The 23,127-nt window shown below is 33.0% G+C and carries 23 protein-coding genes; 4 read left to right on the forward strand and 19 right to left on the reverse strand.

Annotated elements, in window-relative coordinates; translation table 11 throughout:
- The first annotated feature begins 110 nt into the window (after positions 1-110).
- Positions 111-1,712 carry an ABC-F family ATP-binding cassette domain-containing protein gene (locus tag LAU42_RS05635; protein ID WP_224184698.1) on the forward strand — a complete coding sequence of 534 codons (1,602 nt, stop codon included), beginning with the start codon at positions 111-113 and terminating at the stop codon, positions 1,710-1,712.
- Between the two features lie 224 nt (positions 1,713-1,936).
- Positions 1,937-2,923 (forward strand): aspartate-semialdehyde dehydrogenase, encoded by a 987-nt coding sequence (locus LAU42_RS05640; protein ID WP_224184699.1) that lies wholly within the window; start codon positions 1,937-1,939, stop codon positions 2,921-2,923.
- A gap of 177 nt (positions 2,924-3,100) precedes the next feature.
- Here the strand turns inward: LAU42_RS05640 and cspA are convergent, their stop codons facing one another.
- Together cspA and LAU42_RS05650 are read right to left on the reverse strand one after the other, a co-directional pair.
- The gene (cspA, locus tag LAU42_RS05645) at positions 3,101-3,301 is read right to left on the reverse strand and encodes a cold shock protein CspA (protein WP_016912585.1); all 201 of its coding nucleotides are present in this window, start codon (positions 3,299-3,301) and stop codon (positions 3,101-3,103) included.
- 213 nt (positions 3,302-3,514) lie between these two features.
- A complete protein-coding gene (locus tag LAU42_RS05650; protein WP_224184700.1) occupies positions 3,515-3,814 on the reverse strand; it encodes a DUF1033 family protein in 300 nt (99 codons plus the stop codon).
- Positions 3,815-4,004: 190 nt separating this feature from the next.
- Between LAU42_RS05650 and LAU42_RS05655 the strand changes: the two genes are divergently transcribed.
- On the forward strand, positions 4,005-4,706 hold the full coding sequence (locus LAU42_RS05655) for a 5-bromo-4-chloroindolyl phosphate hydrolysis family protein (protein WP_224184701.1): 702 nt from the start codon (positions 4,005-4,007) through the stop codon (positions 4,704-4,706).
- 4 nt (positions 4,707-4,710) lie between these two features.
- Positions 4,711-5,856 carry a toxic anion resistance protein gene (locus LAU42_RS05660; RefSeq protein WP_420908082.1) on the forward strand — a complete coding sequence of 382 codons (1,146 nt, stop codon included), beginning with the start codon at positions 4,711-4,713 and terminating at the stop codon, positions 5,854-5,856.
- 44 nt (positions 5,857-5,900) lie between these two features.
- Here LAU42_RS05660 and brnQ read toward each other — a convergent pair whose 3' ends face one another.
- The 17 genes from brnQ to msrA form a co-directional block, all read right to left on the reverse strand.
- Positions 5,901-7,229, reverse strand: a complete 1,329-nt coding sequence (gene brnQ / locus LAU42_RS05665; protein ID WP_224184702.1) for a branched-chain amino acid transport system II carrier protein — start codon at positions 7,227-7,229, stop codon at positions 5,901-5,903.
- An 84-nt stretch (positions 7,230-7,313) separates the two neighbouring features.
- Positions 7,314-9,155 (reverse strand): vWA domain-containing protein, encoded by a 1,842-nt coding sequence (locus tag LAU42_RS05670; RefSeq protein WP_224182681.1) that lies wholly within the window; start codon positions 9,153-9,155, stop codon positions 7,314-7,316.
- A complete protein-coding gene (locus LAU42_RS05675) occupies positions 9,155-9,946 on the reverse strand; it encodes an ATP-binding protein (RefSeq protein ID WP_224184750.1) in 792 nt (263 codons plus the stop codon). The genes LAU42_RS05670 and LAU42_RS05675 overlap by 1 nt, the downstream gene beginning before the upstream one ends.
- Positions 9,947-10,092: 146 nt before the next feature.
- Positions 10,093-10,296 carry a DUF6501 family protein gene (locus LAU42_RS05680; protein ID WP_224182682.1) on the reverse strand — a complete coding sequence of 68 codons (204 nt, stop codon included), beginning with the start codon at positions 10,294-10,296 and terminating at the stop codon, positions 10,093-10,095.
- A gap of 16 nt (positions 10,297-10,312) precedes the next feature.
- Positions 10,313-11,161, reverse strand: coding sequence for a VOC family protein (locus LAU42_RS05685; protein ID WP_224182683.1), 849 nt, complete (start codon positions 11,159-11,161; stop codon positions 10,313-10,315).
- A 68-nt stretch (positions 11,162-11,229) separates the two neighbouring features.
- Positions 11,230-12,462, reverse strand: a complete 1,233-nt coding sequence (gene odhB, locus LAU42_RS05690) for a 2-oxoglutarate dehydrogenase complex dihydrolipoyllysine-residue succinyltransferase (protein WP_224182684.1) — start codon at positions 12,460-12,462, stop codon at positions 11,230-11,232.
- Positions 12,463-12,475: 13 nt separating this feature from the next.
- Positions 12,476-15,253 carry a 2-oxoglutarate dehydrogenase E1 component gene (locus tag LAU42_RS05695; protein ID WP_224182685.1) on the reverse strand — a complete coding sequence of 926 codons (2,778 nt, stop codon included), beginning with the start codon at positions 15,251-15,253 and terminating at the stop codon, positions 12,476-12,478.
- 94 nt (positions 15,254-15,347) lie between these two features.
- Positions 15,348-16,718 carry a sensor histidine kinase gene (locus LAU42_RS05700; RefSeq protein ID WP_224182686.1) on the reverse strand — a complete coding sequence of 457 codons (1,371 nt, stop codon included), beginning with the start codon at positions 16,716-16,718 and terminating at the stop codon, positions 15,348-15,350.
- A complete protein-coding gene (locus tag LAU42_RS05705) occupies positions 16,715-17,380 on the reverse strand; it encodes a response regulator transcription factor (RefSeq protein ID WP_224182687.1) in 666 nt (221 codons plus the stop codon). Before LAU42_RS05705 ends, LAU42_RS05700 begins: the two co-directional genes overlap by 4 nt.
- An 11-nt stretch (positions 17,381-17,391) precedes the next feature.
- Entirely contained in the window at positions 17,392-17,988 is a 597-nt protein-coding gene (locus LAU42_RS05710; protein WP_224182688.1) for a GNAT family N-acetyltransferase, read from the reverse strand.
- Positions 17,989-18,185: 197 nt separating this feature from the next.
- Positions 18,186-18,809, reverse strand: coding sequence for a phosphatase PAP2 family protein (locus LAU42_RS05715; protein WP_224182689.1), 624 nt, complete (start codon positions 18,807-18,809; stop codon positions 18,186-18,188).
- 10 nt (positions 18,810-18,819) lie between these two features.
- Positions 18,820-19,884, reverse strand: coding sequence for an undecaprenyldiphospho-muramoylpentapeptide beta-N-acetylglucosaminyltransferase (locus tag LAU42_RS05720; protein ID WP_224184751.1), 1,065 nt, complete (start codon positions 19,882-19,884; stop codon positions 18,820-18,822).
- Positions 19,885-19,892: 8 nt separating this feature from the next.
- Positions 19,893-21,368, reverse strand: coding sequence for a S41 family peptidase (locus LAU42_RS05725; protein WP_224182690.1), 1,476 nt, complete (start codon positions 21,366-21,368; stop codon positions 19,893-19,895).
- Between the two features lie 78 nt (positions 21,369-21,446).
- Positions 21,447-21,668, reverse strand: coding sequence for a YozE family protein (locus LAU42_RS05730; RefSeq protein ID WP_224182691.1), 222 nt, complete (start codon positions 21,666-21,668; stop codon positions 21,447-21,449).
- Positions 21,668-22,168 (reverse strand): PTS sugar transporter subunit IIA, encoded by a 501-nt coding sequence (locus LAU42_RS05735; RefSeq protein WP_224182692.1) that lies wholly within the window; start codon positions 22,166-22,168, stop codon positions 21,668-21,670. The genes LAU42_RS05730 and LAU42_RS05735 overlap by 1 nt, the downstream gene beginning before the upstream one ends.
- 12 nt (positions 22,169-22,180) lie before the next feature.
- Positions 22,181-22,609 (reverse strand): peptide-methionine (R)-S-oxide reductase MsrB, encoded by a 429-nt coding sequence (msrB, locus tag LAU42_RS05740; RefSeq protein ID WP_224182693.1) that lies wholly within the window; start codon positions 22,607-22,609, stop codon positions 22,181-22,183.
- Complete coding sequence (gene msrA, locus LAU42_RS05745; RefSeq protein ID WP_224182694.1) at positions 22,606-23,127, reverse strand: peptide-methionine (S)-S-oxide reductase MsrA; 522 nt, start codon at positions 23,125-23,127, stop codon at positions 22,606-22,608. The genes msrB and msrA overlap by 4 nt, the downstream gene beginning before the upstream one ends.

Genomic DNA, 23,127 nt, shown 5'->3' on the forward strand with positions numbered 1-23,127 from the left:
TCTGTTATTGTATAAATGAACATGAAAGCATGATATTATTGAATATGGACAGTAAAATACTGATTAAATTATGCTATAATTTATGGGAATAACAATAAAGGAGACTATAAATGTTACAAGTATCTAATGTTAGTTTACGTTTTGGTGATAGAAAATTATTTGAAGATGTAAACATTAAATTTACACCGGGCAACTGTTACGGATTAATCGGTGCTAATGGTGCCGGGAAATCAACGTTCTTAAAAATATTATCAGGTGAAATCGATTCACAGACAGGACATGTATCACTTGGGAAAGATGAACGTTTATCTGTATTGAAACAAGATCACTTCGCTTACGAAGATGAACGCGTATTAGACGTCGTATTACGTGGTAACGAAAAGTTATGGAATGTCATGAAAGAAAAAGATGAAATTTATATGAAAGCGGATTTCTCAGATGAAGATGGTATGCGTGCTGCCGAACTTGAAGGTGAGTTCGGTGAAATGGGAGGCTGGACAGCTGAAAGTGATGCTCAAGTACTCCTATCAGGTCTCGGAATTAAAGATGATCTGCATGAAAAGAAAATGTCTGAGCTTGAGAATAACCAGAAAATTAAAGTGTTACTTGCACAGGCACTATTTGGTGAGCCGGATGTATTATTACTGGATGAGCCGACAAACGGACTTGATATTCCAGCGATCAGCTGGCTTGAAGAGTTTTTAATTAACTTTGAAAATACAGTTATCGTAGTATCCCATGACCGTCACTTCCTTAATAATGTTTGTACACATATTGCAGATTTAGACTACGGTAAAATCAAAATTTATGTCGGCAACTATGACTTCTGGTATCAATCAAGCCAGTTAGCACAACAAATGTTACAAGATTCTAATAAGAAAAAAGAAGAGAAAATTAAAGAATTACAGGAGTTCGTTGCGCGTTTCTCTGCGAATGCCTCGAAATCAAAACAAGCAACAAGCCGTAAAAAAATGCTTGAAAAAATTGAACTTGATGACATTCAGCCGTCAAGCCGTAAATATCCTTTCGTAAACTTTAAGCCAGAACGTGAAATCGGTAATGAATTATTACAAATTCAAGGTTTATCCAAAACAATAGATGGTATTAAAGTGCTGGATAACATTTCGTTTACGATGAATCCAAATGACAAAGCAGTACTTGTAGGAGATTCAGAAATCGCTAAAACTACCCTACTTAAAATTTTAGCAGGCGAGATGGAACCGGATGAAGGAACTTACAAATGGGGTGTGACGACAAGTCAGACTTATTTACCGAAAGATAACTCAGAGTACTTCGATGGTAAAAATAATGATCTTGTTGAATGGTTACGTCAATATGCACCACCTGAAGAGCAAACTGAAACATTTTTACGTGGTTTCCTTGGACGTATGTTATTTTCAGGAGAAGAAGTACGTAAAAAGGCAACAGTATTATCAGGTGGAGAAAAAGTTCGCTGTATGTTAAGTAAAATGATGTTATCATCAGCAAACGTATTATTGTTAGATGAGCCGACAAACCATTTAGATTTAGAAAGTATTACTGCAGTAAACGATGGTTTAAAAGCATTTAAAGGATCTATCATCTTTACATCACATGACTTTGAATTTATTAATACGATTGCAAATCGAGTTATAGATTTAAACGTTACCGGAAGCCTTTCAAAAGAAATCACATATGAGGAATATTTACAGGAAACAGGCGTCCTGAAGTAATTCCCTACCCTCGCATTTAATGATGCGAGGGTCATTTTTTCTCTAAATTTTTAGATTATTTAAAAAAGACTTTACAATTCAGATTTATTTATATAATATATACTTCATAACTTAATAAGTAACATATGCGGCGCATCAATCATCAGTACATCACTTGTATACAAAAATAAGTCCAGAGCATACCCGGACTTGTTTTTTAATATCATTATTTAGGAGTGTATTTTATGTATAAAATTGCAGTTGTAGGTGCTACAGGTTTAGTAGGTCAGAAAATGCTGGAAGTATTAGAGCGAAAGGAAATTCCGTTTGATGAACTTGTGCTCTACTCTTCACCGAGATCGGCGGGTAAAGAAATTTCATACAAAGGTAAAAACTATGTCGTAAAAGCATTAACAGAAGAAGAAGCGAATCAAAAATTCGATTTTGTATTAATGAGTGCAGGTGGTAAAACGAGCGAACAATTCTCCCCTATTTTCGAAAATGCTGGAAGTATTGTAATCGATAACTCAAGTGCTTTCAGAATGCATCAGGATATCGATTTAGTCGTACCCGAAGTGAATCAACCAAAACTAAAAAGAAAAATCATAGCGAACCCGAATTGTTCGACAATACAATCAGTCGTACCATTAAAACCACTTCAGGATAAATACGGTATTAAACGTGTAGCATATACGACATATCAAGCAGTATCAGGTAGTGGCTTCGCTGGTATAAACGATTTAAAAAATGGTGAACAAGGCACTGAGCCTGTGAATTACCCGCACCCAATTTATAATAATGCATTACCGCATATTGATGTATTTTTAGAAAATGGCTATACGAAAGAAGAACAAAAAATGATTGATGAAACAAAAAAGATTTTGGAATTAGAAAATATACGTGTTACTGCAACATGTGTCAGAATACCAGTTCAGGATAGTCATTCAGTTGCGATTAATGTGACATTGGATAAAACTGCAACGGTTGAAGAAATTAAAGCATTATTTGAAAACAACCCACATGTAAGGCTCGTTGACAACATCGAAAAGAACGAATATCCAATGGCCATAAAAGCTACTGGTACAGACGATGTATATGTAGGTAGAATCAGACAAGATGATTCTCTTGATAATACATTTCACATTTGGTGTACGGCAGATAATTTATTAAAAGGGGCAGCGCTAAACGCTGTTCAGATTTTAGAGCAAATTCATCTCAATAAACTAAACTAATTCAATATCAGGAGTGATTATAAGATGTTTTTGAGATCCCCTATTATTATTTGGGATCTTCTATAATTATTAAGTTTACATAATATGATTATATATTAGTTTATAAATAAAAATATGAAGCCCCAACTTATGTCGGGGCTTCATATTAACGTTCATATATAATTTCTTACATTAAAATTATAATTTAACAACGTTAGCAGCTTGTGGTCCACGGTCGCCTTCAACAACTTCGAATTCCACTGCTTGTCCTTCTTCTAATGATTTGTATCCTTCTTGATTGATCGCTGAGAAATGTACGAATACGTCGTTTTCTCCTTCGATTTCGATGAATCCAAATCCTTTTTCTGCGTTAAACCATTTAACTGTACCTTGTTTCATAATAAGAAACCTCCACACTATTTAATTCAATATGTGATTATTCACATATTACAAAATAAACATGGGCGGTGTATTCAGGTACATCAACTTACATTTACTTTGTAATATGGAATAACCATATTGCTTAATTCATATTATAAATTAACAGATTTATATATGCAATACAATATACTGTAAATTTTAACTTTTTACAATTTTAACTCTTTTGTAACATTAGAATGGCATATTGTATGCTTTTTTATCTTTAAATACTATCAGACTATGAAAAATTTGAACATCTTCGCCACAATCTTCGCAATATTCCAGCTCACAGTTATTATAAAAAGCATGAATATTATATTTGCCGATTTGTTCATTTTTATATCTTTCTCTTAGTTTCTCAAGACGCTTCATATAATATAATTCGGCTGATTGGATTGAGCTGAAACACTGATGATCCGTTACACTCTCCCACAAATCATCAAACAGCCACCAACCTTCATATTCAGTACGGATTGTTACGACTTCGAACATACGATTCACCTCTAGTGATTATTATGAATGTGAAGGACAAATAATACAAGTAAATACTATTATCAATGCGATTTACTATGTATTTCACTCATTCTTACATATAATAATATTAAGGGAGTAAATAATGTTATGAACGTTTTTACTTCATAACATTAAGTCTTTTTAAATAAAATAACAAGGATTGATCAATATGAAATATAATACTTCCTATTTTTTAGGAGCAATTATTGCAATTCCAATTGCGATTATAACCGGCATTATTTCAATGAATGTGTTCCAGTTTGAAATGTGGATAGATAGCTTAATCATGTTTTTATCATACGTTGGCGCATATATCCCTATCCAGCATAAATCAGCACAATCATACTTAAAAGAAATCGGTTTAACAAAAAGTGATTATAAATATGTAAGAAAGCAGTTAAAAATTGCATCTCCTAAAATTAAGCAACTATTAATCCAGTATAAAAAGGTTCGTTCAATAAATGAATTAAAAAATGTAAATGAAATTAATAAGCTTGCACGTATTATTTATAAAACTGTTCAAAAGTCACCAGGAAAATTCTTTGTGGTAGATAGCTTTTTCTTTTCTCATCTTGATAATACTGTTAATTTACTGAATGAATATTTATATTTATCACGTATGCCTCATAAGTCAACAGAAGATCAGCAACTTTTAAGTCATGCAAAGCTTACGCTCGATGAATTGAAACGTACATTGCAGGCAGACTTACGCGCATTGAATCGTGATAATGTTGAAACGATGAAAGTAGAAATTGATCTTGCAAATAAGTTTACGTTACAGCCACAACAAAATAGAGAACAAATTGAGCATATGGAAGAAGTTCCTGTTCAATTTAAACGCTCGTCACAATATGATAAAGAAAGGAATTAATACAATGTCAGAAAATAATATTACAGACACATTACTAAATAATCCATTTGAAGAAATTAAGGATATAGATCAAATCGAAAACAAAGTTCCTACTACATACATGACACAGGAGATTTCTCCACAAAAACGTGAACAAATCAACCAGATAAAAAATCAGATTATACCTCTTGATAATGAAAAATTATTACTGTATGGTGCTGGTGCACAACAGAAATTGTCACAGTTTTCTCACCAAATACTGGATGAAGTTCAGAAAAAAGATATCGGTTCAATTGGAAATAATTTAGATCAGCTCATGAAAAAATTAAAAGAAGTTGATCCTGATGAAATACAAAATATTGACAAAAGTAAAGTAAAGCGATTATTTAAACGTGTTTCAAAATCTGTAAACGAACTCATTTCACGTTATCAATCTGTAGCAAGTCAAATAGACAGAATTTCTGTAGAATTAGATAACTCAAAAAATGTATTAATGAGAGATATTCATATGCTGGATCAGTTATATGATCAGAACAAAGCTTATTTTGAAGCGATTGATATGTTTATTATCGCAGCTGAAGAAAAACGTGATGAAATCAATCAAACGCTTCTGCCAGAACTTGAGCAAAAAGCATTACAATCCAATGATCAGATGATTGTTCAGGATGTAAATGATATGAAACATTATATAAATCGATTAGATAAACGTATTTATGATTTAAAACTTTCAAGACAAATCACATTACAATCGGCACCGCAAATAAGAATGATCCAGGACGTTAACCAGACATTAGCAGAAAAAATTCAAAGTTCAATTCTTACAAGTATTCCCCTATGGAAAAACCAAATGGCAATTGCGATGAGTTTATTACATCAGCAAAAAGCGTCTAAAGCACAACAGCAAGTGACAAATACAACAAATGAATTACTGCTTAAAAATTCGGAGATGTTGAAAATGAATACGATACGTACCGCACAAGAAAACGAACGTGGCATCGTGGAGCTTGAAACTTTAAAAATTACGCAACAGAACATTGTAGATACAATAAAGGAAACGATGCAGATTCAGGCAGATGGAAGAGAAAAACGCCGAAATGCCGAAATTGAATTAAGCAGAATGGAACAAGATTTAAAACATCAACTACTTGAATTGCAAAAAAATAAAAATTAGAAACATAAATAACGCCACCAGGTAATTGCCTGGTGGCGTTATTTTTATGTGTATTTAATTTTTTCCTGATTTTTTCCGATTAACAAGCCTATTACATAACCTATTACAGCAAATAAGAGCCATTCCATTGATTCAGCTTTCAGCGGCAGATGGTCCATAAAAGGAGCAATATTAAACTTCAATTGAAGTACAGAAAGTATCGCTACAATTGAGACAACAAATATCGGTATTTGCATCGCAAGCTGTGGTGTTGGGATAAACTTAGCAAGTAACATCGTTAATAATAATGTCATTGCAATTGGGTATAAAATTAACAGTACCGGTATACTCATTTCGATAACTGAACTTAATCCTTGATTTGCTAATATAAAACTAAATACTGTAAAGATGATTACAAATGCTTTATATGAAATTTTAGGTAAAATTTCATGAAAGTATTCAGATACAGCAACGACAAGGCCAGTCGAAGTTGTTAAACATGCAAGCGATACGATTACACCGATTAAAACTTTACCGAACGTTCCAAAAGTTGCATCTGCAACATGCGTAAGTAAGTATGTACCTAAGTCAAGTTTATGTTCAGCAATTGAAGTTAATTCACTTTGTGATAAATGATAATGACTTCCAATCCACCCTAACGAAACATAGATAAAACCTAAAGCAACAGCAGCAATCACTCCGGATAATACAGTTTGCTTAAATAACCCTGTTTCTTTCGTTATACCTTTACCCTTTATTGCAGAAATTACGATAACACTAAAAGCAATTGCTGCAATTGCATCCATCGTATTATAACCGTTCGTAAAACCGTTAAAGAAACTACTTGTATTACTTGTAAATACTTTGCTATCTGCCTGTACAGGAGTTTCACCAGTAAGTAGCATAAAACCTTTAAACACTAATGCTACGATAGATACTAATAATAACGGTGTTAATATCGATCCGATTCTATCAACCATTTTTGAAGGATTTAATGATAACCATAAAGTGACTGCAAAATATAATATTGTAAAAATTAATAATGACATTGATGAAGGTTGTGCTAAAAATGGAACAATTGCCATTTCATAAGACGTTGCACCTGTACGCGGTATCGCAAAAAGCGGGCCAATTGTTAAATAAATTGCCACTAAGAAAATGACACCAAATACCGGATTAATTTTTTTTAGTGCACCTTTATATCCACCTTCATCCAGAGAACCGACGATAATTCCTAGCAAAGGTAATCCTACCCCTGTTAAGACAAATCCAAAAATTGCCGGCCAAAAATACTGTCCGCTGGAAAAACCTAAATTCGGAGGGAAAATTAAGTTTCCTGCACCAAAGAATATTGCAAATAACATAAAACCGACGATCCAAGTGTTTTTATTCATAAGAACCTCCTACTGATTAATGTAAATTATAATAACACTTTAAATCGGTGAAAACAAGTACATTTTGTAATTTTTCTGAATATTTTAAAATTGTTTCATGCTTTGCAGTAATAACGTTTTTAATAAAGGTTGGATAACGCTCGGAAGTTTTTCTACCCCTTCAACAAATATACAGTAATCGTTATAAATATTTTTTACAGTTGCTTTCGTATTCTCATCAATTATGGATTGACTTAAAAATACATTAATAACATATATGTTTTCTTTTCTTAATTCTCCTACCGCATCATGTGTATCAATAATCCCATTGGATTCATAATCAAATGCAGATGGTTCACCGTCAGAGAAAACGATTAAAAACTTTTGTTTTTCCTTGCGCTGCTTAAGCATATGGCCCGCAATACGAATCGCCAAACCATCTCTATTATCTTCGCCATTATGATAGCTTACGATATTTGCGGAATATTTGTCGTTTAAAGAATGATCATAAGGTATGATATGTTCAAAGTAGTTCGGTTGTTTATATTGGTCTGAAGCAAAGCCATCTTCATTAAATGCGATGATTTCATGCTGAATCATAAGTTGCATTAATGTTTCATGGAATAATACAATTCCTTTCATCGTCTCTTCCATTTTATCTTCCATACTAAAAGAAGCATCAACGAGTAACATAAATGTTGCATCTAACTTATAAGAAGCCTGGTCTTCTTTATAAAACACACGTTTTCTATCATCTAAAAACCACTGAGTAAGCTTTCTACTTAATTTTCCTTTACTTAAATTTGTACGTGGCGCTGTCTGTTCGTGCTCAATACTTTTATTGATTACATTTACTAAAGTTTTAATTTCCTTATTTACTTCGTCTTTATATTGATGGTAAATAGCTTTACTATTTTCTGTCTGCACACTATTTTTCCATATAATTTCCGTATAGTAATTTTCTTCTCCGATAATGTCACTAATATCATTACCTTCAGCATCAATTTGTGGTGGTTTAGATTTACCTTTACCCATTACCATTTCCGTTACATCATCTGAAGCATCGCCTTGTCGATCATTTTCTTTTATATTGTTACTATTAGAGCCTTCCGTTACTTCTGTTTCAAGATATGCACCATTTTCAGTTTTGATATCTTTTTGTTTCGTCTGAACGCGCTCAGACTCACCCATATCATCAACATCCTGTTTTGCTTTATCGAGATTCGCCTTTTTATATGCTCGTGCATTCATATAAGCGTTTTTCGGAATATGATAATATTCATTAAGCATATCTTGTTTTATTACAGGTAATATTTGATAGTAGAGTTTAAGTGCCAGATTCATACTATCTTCAGAATCATCTAATGAAAATGCATCCTGCAAAGCGAGTTGAATTGTAAATGATAATTCAGGATTAAAATACGAATGAAATGATAATGAATTCTCAAGCAATAACGCATGTTCTATTTGTAAGAATAATTCATCCGTTGGCATAGCTTTTGTTCTATAAAATTCAATCTGTCCTTCATTATCTTTAATTTTTTCTTTTACGCGTAAATTAAAGAATTTCTTCGTGAATGGACGATTCACACGAATGAGATGCATCAACCTGAATTCTTCAATCAGCATAAATAATTGCTGCAATAATGACTTAAATTGAACATCTTCTTCAATAATTTCTTTAACTATATCAAGATTGATATAATGAAATCCGTAAGCATGTAATACACAATCACTTTTTAATAATTTTATGACATCTTCATCATTTCTGTGTTTCCACTTAAATGACACATTTATCGTATTTTCTACAAGGTCATAATATGCAAATTTCTGAAATCCAACTTTAACTTCATTATCTTCTAATAGAAGTTGTGCAAGGTCAGTTAATGTCATGATTAACGATGGATCAACAACTTCATCATTAAATAATATAAATTTTTCACTCATCAGAAATTCAATTCCATAGCATTAATGATTGCATTTTGTTCACGCTCGTCATCAAGCTTATCGATAATAGCACGTTTTGCAGCACGCTCAACAGGCATAATCGTTGTTAAATCACAAAAATCTAGTAAAGCACGTATAGAACTTGCTTCCTCACTAATTTGACCTTGACTTGCCATCGTAATTAAGTCGCGATTAAATTTAATAATTTGATTGATGAGCTGCTCATCTGAAATTAACGTTTGTTCTTTTATAACAGTTTTTAATATTTCACCTGAAATATATTCCATATCAATTACAACAAATCGATTTTTTAATGCTTCATTCATCGGCAATGTACCAACATACCCAACATTAATCGCCGCGATAACTTTAAAGTTATCGTGTGCTTTAATCACTTCACCAGTGAATGGGTTCGTCACTGTTCTTCTGTAATCCAGCACACCATTTAATATCGGCAATGTTTCTGGTTTAGCCATATTAATTTCATCAATATATAATATATTTCCTTCACGCATCGCTTCAATAACTGGGCCATCAACAAAAATAATCTGACTTTCACCATTAATATTTTCTATAGTTTTATATCCTAGTAAACTTTCAGCATCTAAATCAACAGAACAGTTAATACTGTTCATTTTTAAGTTTAATTCGTGACTTAAAGTTTCAGCTAATTTTGTTTTTCCTGATCCAGTTGGGCCCTTTAGTAACACGTTTTTCTTTAGATTAAGCATTCCAAGCGCATCATTCAATACACTTTTATCATTATTTTGATATTTTATCATTCCTGACATCCTTTCAATCATCTCATAAAAAATAGAGGATTTAGCATCCTCTATTATACTATATTGTATTATTAAGATAAACGAACCTGTTTAATTTATTAAACCTATAAGTCTTTAGTAATTACAATCTGTATTAAAAAAATATTAAAACTGTATTATAGTTCCTTAAAATATGATTTATAATATCCACCGATTTTACCACTATTGTCTTTTATTTGATAATATTCTTCGGTTTCATTTACAACATCATATACTTTGCCAATCGTAAGCATGCTATCAACTTTATATTTTTTTGCATCAACATTTATAACTTCTACTTGTTTAATTGCATTTTTGTTTAGCCATTCTTCATGTAACATATAAAAAAACTCCTTTTTATTTGAAATGCGTTTCTGTACTGATTTCAAAGATGATGCCACTTAAATCCTTGATAAAAATCGTTTCATAATATTTACGATCACTAATTTTTGAATGTGGAATATTCACTTCTTCTAACTTCTGCTTAAACGATGCTAACGCTTCACGAGACACCGTGAATGCTACTTGTTCAATATTTAATGCTTTACTTTTTTCTGTTCTCTCATATGGTATCATATGAATTTCTCCACCGTTCCCTCCAAGTCCCGATTGAAGAACTTGCACTTCCTTATTAAAGGACGGTAACATATATCGCGTAGCTGGAGATAAATTTAACACTTGCGTTAATAAACTTGCAGTCAACATTACATTGCTTAATTTAAGAAATACGGGGCCGAGACCAAGTATTTGATGTAGCGCATCTACAGCGCTATCGGGTGTTGGCTCACCTAACGGAATACCATTGTTTAATTCATCAGAAATTAAATATACTTTACGACCATCACAATCATAAAACGGCAATGCATGCTTTCCATTTATTTTGATGACAGTTTCGTACTTGACATTTGCAGCATCAAATCTCTGTTTAAATACATATAAACTGTAATCGGTTGGAACTCTGAATGAGTATGCATATATTTCGTCACTACAATCTTCAATTGTAAATGGATTTGCCACCTCGAGTACTGATAAAAGTGTGCCCGCATTCCCATTATTATCTCCGAAATATAAATGCTTCATTGCATCATTTTCAATATTCATACTTTCCTTAATAAGTTTAAGACCTAGCAATTTATTATAGAAATTATAAAACCTTTGTATATCATGTGTTGCTACTGTTACATGATGTAAACCAATCGTCTCCATATATGCCTCCAAAAAATAAGTCCACTATACATATTATACAATGTATAGTGGACTGTCGTAAATCAATATTAGCTTTCAAGCAATAAATCTTCAGGGCTTTCAATTAATTCTTTAACTGTTTTTAAGAATCCAACTGCTTCTTTACCATCAATGATTCTATGGTCATAACTTAATGCAATATACATCATTGGACGATTTTCCATTCTTTCTTTATCAATTGCTACAGGTCGTGTAACGATTGAATGCATACCTAAAATTGCAGCTTGAGTTCCATTGATAATTGGCGTTGACATTAATGATCCGAATACACCACCATTTGTGATTGTAAATGAACCACCCATCATGTCATCTAATGCTAATTTCTTATCTCTTGCTTTAACAGCAAGCTCATAAATACTTCCTTCAATTTCAGCGAAGTTTTTCTTATCGCAGTCACGAACAACAGGAACAACTAGACCTTCTTCAGTAGAAACAGCTACACCAATATCATAAAATTGTTTTAAAATTAAGTCGTCTCCATCAATTTCAGCGTTAACAGCTGGGTATTTTTTAAGTGCTGCAACTACTGCTTTCGTAAAGAAAGACATAAATCCAAGACGTGTACCGTTATGATCTTCCTGGAACTTATCCTTTTTGCGTTTACGTAATTCCATAACATTTGTCATATCAACTTCATTAAATGTAGTTAACATTGCTGTATTATTAGAAACTTCTATTAATTTTTTTGCAATTGTCTGACGACGACGTGACATTTTTTCACGAACGACTGGTTTTGCCGGATTTGATTCTGCTTGTTTTTTTGTTTCTGTTTTTTGTGCTGGAGCAGGTGCCGGTTGAGATTGTGCATTTTTAACGTCATGTGAACGAATAAGTCCTCTAGGATCTTTACTGTTTACCTCACTTAAATCAATACCGTTTTCACGTGCATAACGTCTTGCAGATGGTGTAGCAACAATACGTTCAGATTTAATTTCAGCAGTTTCCTGAACTTGTACTTCTTTTTTCTCTTCAGTTTGTACAGGTGCTGCTGTATCTTTTTCAGCTGGTTTGCTTGATGGTGCTGCACCACCTGCCTCAACGATCGCAATAACTGAACCAACTTCAACAGTGTCTCCTTCAGCAGCTTTTAATTCCGTAACAACACCTGCTTCTTCTGAAATTACTTCAACGTTTACTTTATCTGTTTCAAGTTCAACGATGTTCTCGCCCTTTTCAACGCTATCTCCTACTTGTTTAAACCATGTTGAGATCGTACCTTCTGTTATTGATTCTGCTAATTCTGGAACTCTGATTTCAGCCAATTTAATTTCCCCCTTAAATGTTTAACGCTTCGCTAATAAGCTTTGATTGTACAATTTTATGGATTTCGTTATCGCCTTCTGCCGGAGCTGCACGATGTGGACGTCCATAGTAAGCTAATTTTACTTTTTCAGGCTTAATTTCATTTAATAACGGATAAATATAATGCCATGACCCTTGATTTTGTGGTTCTTCCTGAACAAAACCGATTTCAGATAAACCTTTAATATCATCAATAATTGCCTTAATGTCTTCTTTCGGGAATGGATATATTTGTTCCAATCTGATGACATGAATTTCATCATTTGGATTTTTCGATAATTCTGTCATGAGATCAACTGCAACTTTACCACTTGCAATTAATAACTTTTTAACTTTTGTTTTCTTATACTGATTTGAAATAATTGCTTTAAATCCACCTTCAGTGAATTTATCAATTGTATCTGATACGAAATTGTTACGTAATAAGCTCTTTGGACTCATTACGATTAAAGGACGCATCTTATCAGTACCTAAATAATGTGCTTGTCGTCTTAATAAATGGAAGTAGTTTGCTGAGCTAGTTAAGTTTGCGACAGTCCAATTGTTTTCAGCTGCAAGTTGTAGAAAACGCTCTAACCTTGCCGAAGAGTGCTCAGGACCCTGACCTTCAAATGCATGCGGTAATAATACCGTTAAACCACTCTTTTCTCCCCATTTCGCTTCAGCACTACTAATGAAGTTATCAAAAATCATTTGTGCCATATTCGCAAAGTCACCATATTGTGCTTCCCAAACTGCTAAAGCTTGATGATTCTGTAAGTTATAACCATATTCAAAGCCAACTACAGCTGCTTCTGATAATGGTGAGTTATGAATATCAAATGAACTTTTCGCACCTTCAATATTTTGAAGTGGGACATATTGTACACCATTTTCAACATCGTGTAATAATGCATGGCGATGTGCGAATGTTCCACGTTCTGCATCCTGTCCAGTATGACGTACTGGATTACCATCCTGAATGATTGTTCCATATGCTAATAACTCTGCATGTCCCCAGTCGACTAATCCATCTTTTGTAAATGGGTCGTTACGTCTTTCAAGAATCTTCTGAAGCTTGTTAAACACAGTAAATCCTTCTGGTGTCGTCAGCATATTGTCATTAAGCGTTTTTAATCTTTCAAGTGAAACACCCGTATCGATTTTGTCATATCCCGTTTCTACTGTTTGTGGCATTTTCATGTCACTATCAGTATTAACTGTAGATTTATCAATTCTATCATGTGCCTGGCTTAGTTTTTCATTCACTTCTTCAAATATTGCATTCATTTCTTGTTCTGTAATTACAGATGCTTCAACGAGTGATTTACCGTAAAGTAGTTCAATACTCGGATGACCTTTAACTTCTTTATATAACATTGGATTTGTTACAGTCGGCTCATCCATTTCATTATGTCCATAACGACGGTATCCAACGAGATCGATAACAAAATCCTTATTGAATTTCTGACGATACTGCATCGCTAATTCTACTGCTTCAATACAAGCCTCAAGATCATCTGCATTTACATGAATGATTGGCAAATCATAACCTTTGGCAACGTCTGTAGCATAAGTCGTTGAACGTGAATCATAAGGCTCTGTAGTAAATCCTACTCGGTTATTCGTAATGATGTGGATAGAACCACCAACCGAATATCCATCTAAGTTACTCAAGTTCATACTTTCAAAGTTAATCCCTTGTCCAGGAAAGGCTGCATCACCATGAATTAAAATTGCTAATGCTTTATTAAAGTCCTGAACTGGTTTGTTAACGCCTTCAGTCACTTCTTGAACTGCTCTCGTTTTACCTAAAACGACAGGTGCAACGATTTCAAGATGTGAAGGGTTATTTGCTAACGAAATCATCTGTTTGTTACCAAAACGTTCAGTGATTTTAGTACCACCTAAATGATACTTAACATCTCCAGTCCAGCCTTTTGTTACTACGAGAGAACCATCTTCTGGTAAAAACTTCATAGGATCTGTATGCATGAATTCTGAAAGCATCATTTCATATGGTTTTTCAAGAATATGTGTTAATACGTTCAGGCGGCCACGGTGCGCCATTCCAATTTCAATATCAGAAATGTTATTTTCATTAGAAATTTTAATAATTTGTTCAAGCATTGGTACTAATGCATCAACGCCCTCAATAGAAAAACGTTTTGCGCCAACAAAATTTTTATGAATGTACTTTTCAAATCCTTCAACACGCGCAACACTTTTTAAAAGTTCAATTCGCTCTTCAGTTGAAAAGTCACGTTTAACATTACTTTCTATTGTAGTTTTTAACCATTCACGCTCTTCAGTATTATTAATGTGAGAAACTTCATAAGCGATAGGTCCTTGATATGTCTGCTGCATTTCAGTAATTGCTTCAAATGCGTTTGACAATCTTTCACCGTAATGGTCAGAAACTAGAGATGCCGGTAACTGTTTCAAAACTTCTTCAGTTAAGTTGAAATCTTCAAGTGTTAATTTAATTTGCTGATCACGCTTAGGTTTATATAAAGGATATATATCTGCCTTTAAATGCCCATATTGCCTGATATTATCAACTAGCCTCATTAAGTTTTTAACGACTGTTGCATCAGCATTACTTACCCCTTTTAAGTTGCTGTTCCCACTTTGAATGTTTGAAAACAGTACTTGTAGTTCATCAGAGACTGATGATGGATCATTTTGATATTCATCAAACATTTCAAGAAGAATTCCTAAATTTGTACCAAATCTAGGAGGTGCTTCCTCTAGGTTTTTACCTTTTGTCATGGTTCCACCCTCCATTTTTTATAAAACGTTTACATTTTTATTTTAACAAAGCAAAGTATGAAATTAAAGAGGTAAAACATAACTTTGTGAAATATTATGGCCTAGATGGAAATTGAATAATCACTTTAGTAAAAACATCTACTTCACTCTCTATTCTTACATTCCCAGAATAAGATTCTATAAGTTTCTTTGCAATGGATAAACCGAGCCCATTACCGCCTTTCGTTCGTGCTCTAGATTTATCAACGCGGTAAAACCGATCAAATATATTATTAAGGTCATGTTTTGGAATGCCTTCTCCATTATCAATGATTTCAATTTGAATCATCTTGCTTTTTTTACTAGTCCTGATTGTAATATGTTTATTCGTTTGATCATACTTAATTGCATTATCCAGGAAAATCGTTAATATTTGTTCAAAATGATATCTGTTTATAATTAATTCTATTTTGTCCAGCGCACTATGAAATTCAAAATTATAATCCGGCTTTAATTGAGAAAAAGCATTCATTCTGGATTTTATTTCCCCATTTATATCAATCGCTTCTATATTTGATTGGTCAACATATGAAAGGTCTTTCGACAATATTAACAACTCTTCAACGAGTTTATTAATACGATTCATCTCCTCTATAGAAATCGAGAGTGATTCTTCTAATATATCTGGATTATGCTTACCCCATCGTTTAATTAAATTAAGGTGCCCATTAATAATTTGTAACGGAGTTCTTAATTCATGTGATGCATCTTCAACAAACTGTTTTTGCTGATCAAAAGATTGTTCAAGTTGGGACATCATACTATTAAACGTATGAATTAAATCATTCGTTTCATTGTATTGTGTTTCAAGTTGCAACTTTTTCTGAAAGCCGTCACGTTTAATTTGCTGCATTTTTAAAGCAATCATTCTGATTGGTTTAGTAATCTGTCCAGAAAAAATATAACTTAATAAAGCAGTTAAAAGTAATCCCATCAAGCTTGAAAAAGTACTGATTATAATTAAAAATTCGATTATATTATTATAATTGGATAGTGAGTGCACTAATACTAAGTAACCATTAAAGTTGGCATTTCTAAATGGTGTGTAAATGGTAACATATGATTTATCATGATACCTTTCATCCCGTATAACACTTTTAGTTGTTGGATTAAATTTTACATCCACAGGATTAAGTGCATCTCCACTTATTTTAAATATTTCATCACCTTTTCTATTGAAATAAATTAAAGTATCTTCTTTCGGAAGTGCTTTAACAATATCCTCTACTTTTAATTCTGCAATGTTGCGCGACTCTAATATAACTGATATATCAGATAAATTTTTGTAAGCACTCTTTTCTTCATGTTCTTTCTGATAAACACTAATGAGGAAGATAATTAAGCAGCTAAACAACATAAAAACTACAAACGATATTGTTGTAGTCAGTAACATCCATTTAATTCGAAGAGATTGAGGTTTAATCATCGTATTACATACCCTACGCCTCTCACAGTTTCAATACGTTTATGATAACCGACTGGCTTTAACTTATTTCTTAAATAGCGAATATATACATCTACAACATTTGTTTCCACTTCGCTATCAAAGCCCCATATTGTAGTTAATATCATTTCTCGTGTCATGACGTGATTTTTATTTGCTGCAAGTAATCTCAGTAACTCAAATTCTGTCTTCGTAAGCTCAAGTGGTTGACCTTCAAAAGATACAGTAAATGCCTCCTGGTTAATTTCAAGTTCACCAATGTACAATATATTATCTTGTTCCTGATGATTTCGACGCAATAATGCACGTAACCTTGCAAGTAATTCTTCTATATCAAATGGCTTTACAATGTAATCATCAGCACCATAATCCAGTCCTTTAACTTTATCAACCGTATCTCCTTTTGCAGTTATCATGATGATTGGGGTGTTCTTCTCATTGCGAATTTTTTTACACACTTCTAATCCACTTAACTTCGGTAGCATTAGATCTAGTAATATACAGGAATATGAGCCATTAAGCGCTTCATTTAATCCACTTTCACCGTCATATACTACCGTGACATCATACTGCTCATAAACAAGTTCTAATTCTATAAATCGAGCGAGATTCACTTCATCCTCTACAACTAGAATTCGTTTCATATAGACACTTCCTATTTATTATATTTCTGTTGAATCTCAAGAATTTTTTTCTTCACATCCGGCCATTCATCATCAATTACAGAATATATAATTAAATTACGGCGCACGCCATGTAAATTACGTTCCTTTCGTATTACGCCTTCTTTCTGAAAACCCAGACGTTCTATTGCACGGTTTGAGCGCTCATTTCTTTCATCAGCCTTTATTTGAACTCTAACCATATTTAAAGTTTCAAAACAGAATTCAAGAAGTAAATATTTACTATCTGTGTTTACAAATGTTTTCTGTGCTTTAACACCAAACCATGTCGTACCTATTTCACATGCATTATTATCATAATCAATATCTTTTATTCTTGTTGAACCTACGACTTCATTTGTCTCTTTTAAGACTACGATAAAAGGTATGGTTTTTAAGGTTTCTCGTAAATGAATCGCATCAATGACCCACTGCTCCATCAGATCCATATTTGTCGCTTGAAATAGCATATAACTCCATATTGATTCATGGTTAATCTCGTGCAAATCTTTCGCATGTTCAATTTGCATTGGAATGAGTTTAATTCTGTCGTTTTCAAGTACAAGTGATTCAAAAGTATGTAAGCTCAATTCTATTATCTCTTATCATTTATTTATAAAAAAATCATACCACAATTCCTTAATTTTTATCTATATTTAAGAATTGTTCATACAAAAAAGCACCTGACCGGGCAAGTCAGATGCTAATGGGCATAAAAGGGGGGTGAAAATGCTCATCAGAGGGGGAACTCTTGTAAATGAGAATCATTTTCATTTATTATTATACCTTATTGAGAACGATTGTCAATTACTTTATTTAAAATTAATTGAGATAATAAAACACAGACGATGCCGCCAATTATACCTGCAATAATATCAGTAGGATAATGTACACCTAAATACACTCTGCTTATTGATATCATTAATATTGTAAACACACATAATCCTATAAAATAAGGTTTAAAACTACTTGAAGTGTTTTTACTTATTAATATTGCCAGACTTCCAAAAAATGCACACGATCCCATCGCATGACCGCTCGGAAAACTAAAACCTGTAATATCTATTAAGCGTAGTAATGTAGGACGCTCTCTATCAAAAATATTTTTAAGTAACGGGTTAAGAATACCAGATAATATCATAGATAATGCAAAGAAAAGTGCTTCAATTTTCATGCGTTTTAACATTAAATAACAAACGATTAATAAAGATAATAGTATCATTGACCACACTTCACCAATCTTTGTATACCCAAGCATTATTGATGTTGTAATAAAACTTTCTGACGAGTATATAAACTCATATACTTCGTTATCAATCCACTTTCCTAGTCTTGATTCATGAAAAAATGCAATAAGCCCGAATATAAAGCTGAATATTAATATAAGTGAAATTCGCTTCGCTTGTGACATAAACTACTCCTTATTTAGCATCTTGTATAATTTTATTTAATAACTCATGTGCTGTATACCTAGTTGTCATACTATTCATTGCCTGTAGAATTTCATGCTGATGATTTTTAATATAATCCAGTTGTTTAGTAAGCGTTGCATAACTAAATAATGGCTCATCAATTACTGATGCATAACCTTGTGATTTAAATTGTGCTGCATTATCAATTTGATCTCCTCGGCTCTGATCTTTACCAAGTGGCACTAGAATCATCGGCTTTTTCAAAGCTAGAAATTCGAAAATCGCATTAGATCCAGCTCTTGAAATAACGTAATCCGTTATTTTAAATAAATGCATCAGTTCTTCACCTGCATATTCAAGCTGGTAATATCCTTCTTTTTTTATTTGGTTACGATTACCTTTACCAACTAAATGTATTATTTGATATGAATGGAGCAGTTCATCAATATGGTTGAATATTATATCATTAATTACTTTAGAACCTAATGAACCACCCATAATTAATAAAATAGGTTTATTGGAATTAAATTGCGTTAATGCATAACCTTGTTGTTTGTTTCCTGCAAATAATTCATTTCTTATAATACTACCGACATAATCTCCCGAACCGTCAGGAATGTAATCCAGAGTTTTTTCAAATGTAGTATACATTTTATGTGCAAATTTAAGGGCAATCCTATTAGCAAGACCTGGCGTTACGTCTGATTCATGAATGATCGTTTTTATATTAAGTATTTTTGCAGCAATCGTTACAGGAACAGCGACAAATCCCCCTTTAGAAAAAACGAGATCAGGCTTTTCTTTTTTTAATATTTTAAGTGCATCTAATACACCTTTTTGTACTTTAAAGACGTCTTTTACGTTCTCAACAGAAATGTACCTTCGTAATTTTCCGCTCGAGATACTATAATATTTCACGTCAGGAAATTGTTTTGTAATAACTTCCTGTTCAATTCCATTTTTTGAACCTATATAAATACAAGTAATATTTTCGCGCTGTGCTTCAGGTATGATCGCCATATTTACAGCAACATGTCCGATAGTACCTCCACCGGTAAATGCTATTTTCACTATAATACCTCCTATTTTTTCTTAGCTTGTACAATTGCTTTTTTCAACTGTGTATCGTCATTTTTTATTTTATCTCGAAGTTTCGTCATAAATGTATCTGTTGTTTTCCCTGTCATTACGCCATCTACATATAATGCATTATCATTCTGAAAAGCCTGAACTGCAATTAATGTTTGTTCATCAAATGTTTCGTCTACTTTTCCTGGCTCATATCCTAACGCTTTTAATCCTTGTTCCATAGATTTAACTTTTGCACTCTTTTCATGAATTGAAATTGCATCATCAGGATCAAGAATTTGCCCTTTCGTATACGCAGGTAATTCAACAGTTACATCCGGCATGATGCCTTTTTTATGAATCCAGTCACCAGATGGTGTTAACCACTTTTGTTCCGTAAACTTTAACATTGATTTATCTTTAAATGTTGATGCTGTTTGTACGATTCCTTTTCCGAACGACTTTGTACCTACAATCTCAGTTTTATCATTATCTTTTAAAGATGCAGCAAAAACCTCTGATGCACTTGCAGACCCTTCATTCAGAATGATAACTATATGAAGCTCGCTTGTCGCACTGTCAGAATCATTTTTAGCTTTAATTGCTTCTTTATTACCCTCTTTATCCTCAGTTTGAACAATGATTTCACCTTTTTCTAAAAAAAGTTCAGCCATTTTTCTTGCCTCTTCTAAGTAACCACCAGGATTATCACGTAAATCTATGACAAGTCGCTTCATCCCTTCGTCATGCATCTTATGTAACGCTGTTTTAAATTCATCCGCCGTACCTTCCTGGAACTTTGTAACTGTTAATATTGCAGTCCCATCTTTATTTAACTTACTTTCTACACTATTCATATGTATTTTGTCGCGAATAATTTTTACATCAAATGGCTCTGCATCTCCACGTTTTAACGTTAATGTTACAGCAGTCCCTTTTTTACCTCTTACAAGCTTTACAACTTCCTGAGTTGATTTGCCTTCTACAGATTTATTATCAACAGCCTGAATAATATCACCAGACTTTACACCAGCTTTTTGAGCAGGTGCCCCTTTAATCGGACTACTTATCATAATCTTTTTATCTTTTTCTACTATTTCAGTACCAATACCTTGAAAATCTCCTTGCATTGATTCAGTAAAATCAGATTGTTCATCTTTAGTCATATACTCACTATATGGATCGTCTAAACCATTCACCATCCCTTTGATTGCACCATCGATTAACTTTTCTTTATCTACTTTCGTATAGTATTTATCATTCAAAGTATCATACACGGCGTAAAGCTTTACAAAATCCGAACGCTTCTGAGCATTATCACTAATGATCTTATTATTGCCGCTCAATATCGCAAATGCTGTCACAGCTGCAGTTATGATAATAGTTGATATTATCATCATAATAAATTTAAATGGTGATATTACGTAATTTCTCTTATCATTTTTCTTTTCGTATTTATATTGTTCGTATTCCTTATGTTCAGTCATCATTTCACATCCAAATCATCGTTATATTATTTTAGTATATAAAAAATAATATAATAAAGCACGTATCATATATGATACGTGCTAAAATTTTTGCCATTCAGTATACTTTTCATATAATTGATCAAATATTGAAAGTGACATATCTCCACTCCCATATTCTTCGATATATGTTGAAATCACATGAAAATCACTCGTATCTTTTGGGAACATTAAATCATTGAATACAGCTTCAGCAAATGTGCCGTATTCATTTTTAGCGCCTCTTTCATTTAATACGAAGTGATAAAATGATGCTTTGTTCATTACTTCATCTCAACTGTCATAACAGGTGTCTCACCTTTTGTTAATAAAGTTTGATTTTCAAATTTAATTTCAGATAATACATCTGAGTTTGTAATGATAACAGGAGAAATAATTGAAGATGCTTCTTTTTCAATCAATGCGATATCAAACTCTAATAAAGTATCTCCTTTTTGAACAATATCTCCCTGGCTTATGTGCGTTTTGAAACCTGCCCCTTTCATCGCAACCGTTTCAAGTCCAACATGGATTAATAGTTCAACACCATTTTCTGCCTTAATACCAATCGCATGCTTTGTAGGGAATACATTTACAACTTCTCCTGAAATCGGTGCAGCTACAATACCCTCAGTAGGCTTAATTCCAAAACCTTCACCCATCATTTTTTGTGCAAAAACTGGATCGGGAATATCTTCAATTGCTACATATTCACCAGTAATAGGTGAAACGATTTCTATTTTTTTACTTTGCGGCTCACTTTTACCAAACATTTTTTTAAACATAGTCTCTCTCCTTTATTTTTCGTTAAACAATTTCGTGTATTGATCATAACCGAGCTCAGTTAATTTATTATACGGTATAAACTGAATGCTCGCAGAATTTATACAATATCTTAGGCCGCCCTTATCGATTGGACCATCATTAAACACATGACCTAAATGGCTGTCGCTTATTTCACTACGTACTTCTGTCCTCGTCATACCATGTGATTTATCAACGAGTTCAATAATCTCATCATTACTGATTGCCTTAGAAAAACTTGGCCACCCACATGATGAATCGAACTTATCCTCTGAAGTAAACAACGGCTTTCCACTCAGTTTATCGACATAAATACCTTTTTCAAAATGATTCCAGTATTCATTCTGAAAAGGTGGCTCTGTACCATTTTCTTTTATTACATAATACTCAATATCATTCAGTTGTGTTACATCCTTTTTCAATTCGTATCCCCCCAGTGCTGCTCAATAAACGCCCTTCTTCCTGAACCGATTTGATAGCGTTCATAATATAATGGTGCTTTTTTATAATAATATTGATGTCCTTCTTCTGCTGGATAGAAATTACGATAAGCTATGACTGGTGTATTCACACGTTCTTTAAAAATTTTCGCTTTATTTAATTCGTCAATATATTGAATCGCCGAACATTTCTGTGAATCATCATGATAAAAAATTGCAGGAGCATAACTTTCACCACGGTCAAAAAACTGTCCTTCATTATCAGTAGGGTCAAATGTCATAAAGAAGATTTTTAATATTTCCTCAAATGATATCTTATTCTCATCAAATGTTATTTGAACCGCTTCTCTATGCCCTGTTGTATTCGTACATACTTGTTCGTACGTAGGATTTTCTACATGACCTCCACTATATCCACTAATAACACTTAATACGCCGTCAAAAGTGTCAAATGGTTTAACTAAACACCAGAAGCAGCCTCCTGCGAGTGTGGCTTTCAT

The sequence above is a fragment of the Macrococcus armenti genome (genome assembly GCF_020097135.1).
In the GTDB taxonomy this organism is placed as follows: Bacteria; Bacillota; Bacilli; order Staphylococcales; family Staphylococcaceae; genus Macrococcoides; species Macrococcoides armenti.

Coding starts and splice junctions, on each gene's coding strand:
- msrA (WP_224182694.1), bottom strand. CDS start 23,127: ATGAAAGCCACACTCGCAGGAGGCTGCTTCTGGTGTTTAGTTAAACCA.
- LAU42_RS05675 (WP_224184750.1), bottom strand. CDS start 9,946: ATGTCAGGAATGATAAAATATCAAAATAATGATAAAAGTGTATTGAAT.
- LAU42_RS05660 (WP_420908082.1), top strand. CDS start 4,711: ATGTCAGAAAATAATATTACAGACACATTACTAAATAATCCATTTGAA.
- LAU42_RS05695 (WP_224182685.1), bottom strand. CDS start 15,253: ATGACAAAAGGTAAAAACCTAGAGGAAGCACCTCCTAGATTTGGTACA.
- LAU42_RS05655 (WP_224184701.1), top strand. CDS start 4,005: ATGAAATATAATACTTCCTATTTTTTAGGAGCAATTATTGCAATTCCA.
- LAU42_RS05730 (WP_224182691.1), bottom strand. CDS start 21,668: ATGAACAAAGCATCATTTTATCACTTCGTATTAAATGAAAGAGGCGCT.
- LAU42_RS05680 (WP_224182682.1), bottom strand. CDS start 10,296: ATGTTACATGAAGAATGGCTAAACAAAAATGCAATTAAACAAGTAGAA.
- LAU42_RS05700 (WP_224182686.1), bottom strand. CDS start 16,718: ATGATTAAACCTCAATCTCTTCGAATTAAATGGATGTTACTGACTACA.
- LAU42_RS05725 (WP_224182690.1), bottom strand. CDS start 21,368: ATGATGACTGAACATAAGGAATACGAACAATATAAATACGAAAAGAAA.
- LAU42_RS05640 (WP_224184699.1), top strand. CDS start 1,937: ATGTATAAAATTGCAGTTGTAGGTGCTACAGGTTTAGTAGGTCAGAAA.
- LAU42_RS05635 (WP_224184698.1), top strand. CDS start 111: ATGTTACAAGTATCTAATGTTAGTTTACGTTTTGGTGATAGAAAATTA.
- cspA (WP_016912585.1), bottom strand. CDS start 3,301: ATGAAACAAGGTACAGTTAAATGGTTTAACGCAGAAAAAGGATTTGGA.
- brnQ (WP_224184702.1), bottom strand. CDS start 7,229: ATGAATAAAAACACTTGGATCGTCGGTTTTATGTTATTTGCAATATTC.
- LAU42_RS05715 (WP_224182689.1), bottom strand. CDS start 18,809: ATGTCACAAGCGAAGCGAATTTCACTTATATTAATATTCAGCTTTATA.
- LAU42_RS05735 (WP_224182692.1), bottom strand. CDS start 22,168: ATGTTTAAAAAAATGTTTGGTAAAAGTGAGCCGCAAAGTAAAAAAATA.
- LAU42_RS05670 (WP_224182681.1), bottom strand. CDS start 9,155: ATGAGTGAAAAATTTATATTATTTAATGATGAAGTTGTTGATCCATCG.
- LAU42_RS05685 (WP_224182683.1), bottom strand. CDS start 11,161: ATGGAGACGATTGGTTTACATCATGTAACAGTAGCAACACATGATATA.
- LAU42_RS05705 (WP_224182687.1), bottom strand. CDS start 17,380: ATGAAACGAATTCTAGTTGTAGAGGATGAAGTGAATCTCGCTCGATTT.
- LAU42_RS05650 (WP_224184700.1), bottom strand. CDS start 3,814: ATGTTCGAAGTCGTAACAATCCGTACTGAATATGAAGGTTGGTGGCTG.